The organism is Roseovarius sp. PS-C2 (assembly GCF_018862045.1).
Taxonomy (GTDB): domain Bacteria; phylum Pseudomonadota; class Alphaproteobacteria; order Rhodobacterales; family Rhodobacteraceae; genus Roseovarius.
Window position 1 is genome coordinate 1 of record NZ_JAHKSQ010000031.1, and the last position, 2447, is coordinate 2447.

At 61.1% G+C, this 2447-nt stretch carries 2 protein-coding genes; both read right to left on the reverse strand.

Annotated features, from left to right (window positions below; translation table 11 throughout):
- Positions 1-80: 80 nt before the first annotated feature.
- On the reverse strand, positions 81-845 hold the full coding sequence (istB, locus tag KPG71_RS19515) for an IS21-like element helper ATPase IstB (protein WP_216340419.1): 765 nt from the start codon (positions 843-845) through the stop codon (positions 81-83).
- Complete coding sequence (istA, locus tag KPG71_RS19520) at positions 842-2332, reverse strand: IS21 family transposase (protein ID WP_216340421.1); 1491 nt, start codon at positions 2330-2332, stop codon at positions 842-844. The genes istB and istA overlap by 4 nt, the downstream gene beginning before the upstream one ends.
- Between the last annotated feature and the right edge of the window lie 115 nt (positions 2333-2447).

Genomic DNA, 2447 nt, shown 5'->3' on the forward strand with positions numbered 1-2447 from the left:
GCGAGCGCCTTGGAGCGTGCGGCCCTCATATAGCAAGCCCGGTCCAAGGCGCATTGGCCGTCAGGCCAATTCTGTGAGGTTCATTTGTTAGCGGCGGCGAGGCGGGCGCGGCTTTGATTGAGGCGGTAGCTTTCGCCGTTCATCTCGAGGATGTTGACGTGGTGTGTCAGCCGGTCCAGCAGCGCGCCGGTCAGGCGTTCGGTGCCGAAGGTTTCGGTCCACTCCTCGAAGGGCAGGTTCGACGTGATCAGGGTCGACCCTCGCTCGTAGCGCTGTGAGATCAGCTCGAACAGAAGCTCGGCGCCGGTTTTGCTCAAGGGGACGAATCCCAGCTCGTCGATGATCAGCAGTTTGACCTTGGCGAGTTTGCGCTGGAGTTGCAGGAGGCGTTTTTCGTCGCGGGCCTCCATCATCTCGTGCACGAGGGCTGCGGCGGTCACGAAGGCGACAGGCAATCCTGTCTGGCAGGCAGCCAGTCCCAGCCCGAGGGCGACATGGGTCTTGCCGGTGCCGGAGGGACCGAGCGCGATCACATTCTCCTTGCGTTCGATCCATTCGCAGCGCGCCAGCTCCAGCACCATCATCTTGTTGAGCGACGGGATCGCCTTGAAGTCGAAGCTGTCCAGGCTTTTGATGGTCGGGAACTTTGCGGCCTTGATCCGGCGTTCCACCATGCGCCGTTCCCGGTCGATCAGTTCCAGCTCGGTCAGCCGGGCCAGGTAACGCACGTGATCTACGCCTTCAGCGGCGCAGATACGGGCCTGCTTGTCATGTTCACGCAGGAACGTGGGCAGCCGAAGCGTTTTGAGATGGTGGGCCAGCAGCAGTTCGGGTGCATCTGTCATGCCCCACCCCCTGCCAGCAGGCTCATGTAAGATGCGGCGGAGGTGGTGGTGATGTTGGTTCTGGGCAGGAAGGGATAAACATCCAGATCCAGCCTCGGAGGCCTTTGCTCGACCCTGCACAAGATCAGGTGCTTGATTGCATCGAAGCTGACCGCTCCCATTCGCAGGGCATCTTTGACGGCAAGATGCAGCACGTCAATCTCGAAGCGCTCCAGAAGGCGCAGGACCTGCACATACTCGCGCTTGCCGGCCTTTCCCTGCCGGGCTTCCAGCAGTCGGCGCAGGGTTTTGAACGCTTCGGGCAACTCCCAGCCCTGCAGAGGTGCGGCCTGATCGAAGGACATGATCTTGCGTTCGATCAGCGCCAGGTAATGCAGTGGATCAAACACCATGTCGCCGGTGTCATAGGAGCGCGAATGCTCGGCGATCACCTCGGCGCCGCAGCTGATGACAACCCGGGTCACGAAGCCCTTGATCCAGACCGCACGGTGGCCGTAGGCAACCGGCACCGAGTAATCATTGCCGCGATAACGCACCACGGATGTCGATATGACCTGGCCACTTTGCAACTCACAGGCCTCAAAGGGGGTGCCGGGCAAATCCCGCATCACCGCGAGATCGGCCTTCAGCCGTTCCCCGATGCTGACCTTGTGGCCACGCAGAACATCACCCCGGCGCTTGCGGCACTGCTCTTCTAGGTGAGCGTTGAACGCGTGCCAGTCCGGAAAGGACGGGATCGGCACCATGAAGTTGCGACGTCCGTAGCCGACCAGCCCCTCCACGGCCCCTTTGTCATTGCCCTTGCCGGGACGGCCATAGCGGTCCCGGATCACGTAATGCGACAACATCGCGCTGAACCGCTGGGTTCTTTGCCGGGAGCCATCCGGCAGAATCCGGGCAACCAGGCAGCGGTCATTGTCATAAAGAATCGACTGGGGAACCGCGCCGAAGAACGCAAAGGCATGGACATGGCCGTCAAGCCACGCCTCGGTATTGGCCGCAGGATAGGCCCGGATGTAGCATGCGTCGCTGTGCGGCAGATCGAGGGCAAAGAAGTGTGCCTTCTGCTCGACGCCGCCGATCACGACAAGCGCTTCACCAAAATCGGCCTGTGCATGACCGGGCGGATGGCTCAGCGGCACGAACATCTCCTTGCCGGTCCGCTTCCGGTCTCGAACGTAATCCTTGACGATGGTGTAGCTGCCATCAAAACCGCACTCGTCCCGCAACCGCTCGAAAATACGCTTGGCGGTGTGACGCTGCTTGCGAGGGCGGCCCCTGTCTTCAGCAAGCCATTGGTCCATCTGGCTGGTGAACGCATCCAGCTTCGGGCGCCTGATCGGCGCTGTCCGCCGATATCCCGGCGGTTCCGAATAGGCCAACATCTTCGCGACACTGTCCCGGCTGATCCCAAAATCCCGGGCAATCTGACGCCCGCTCAATCCATCCTGAAAATGAGCGTGACGCACCTTCAAATACAAGTCCACGGTGTATATCCCCAAGCCCTCCCGAAATCCGAAAGGGCAAAAGTGGACGACTTTTACGCCGCCCGCGACAACACTATGCCGTCGCTACCGTGGCCGAGTATTGCTCCGCCGTTCA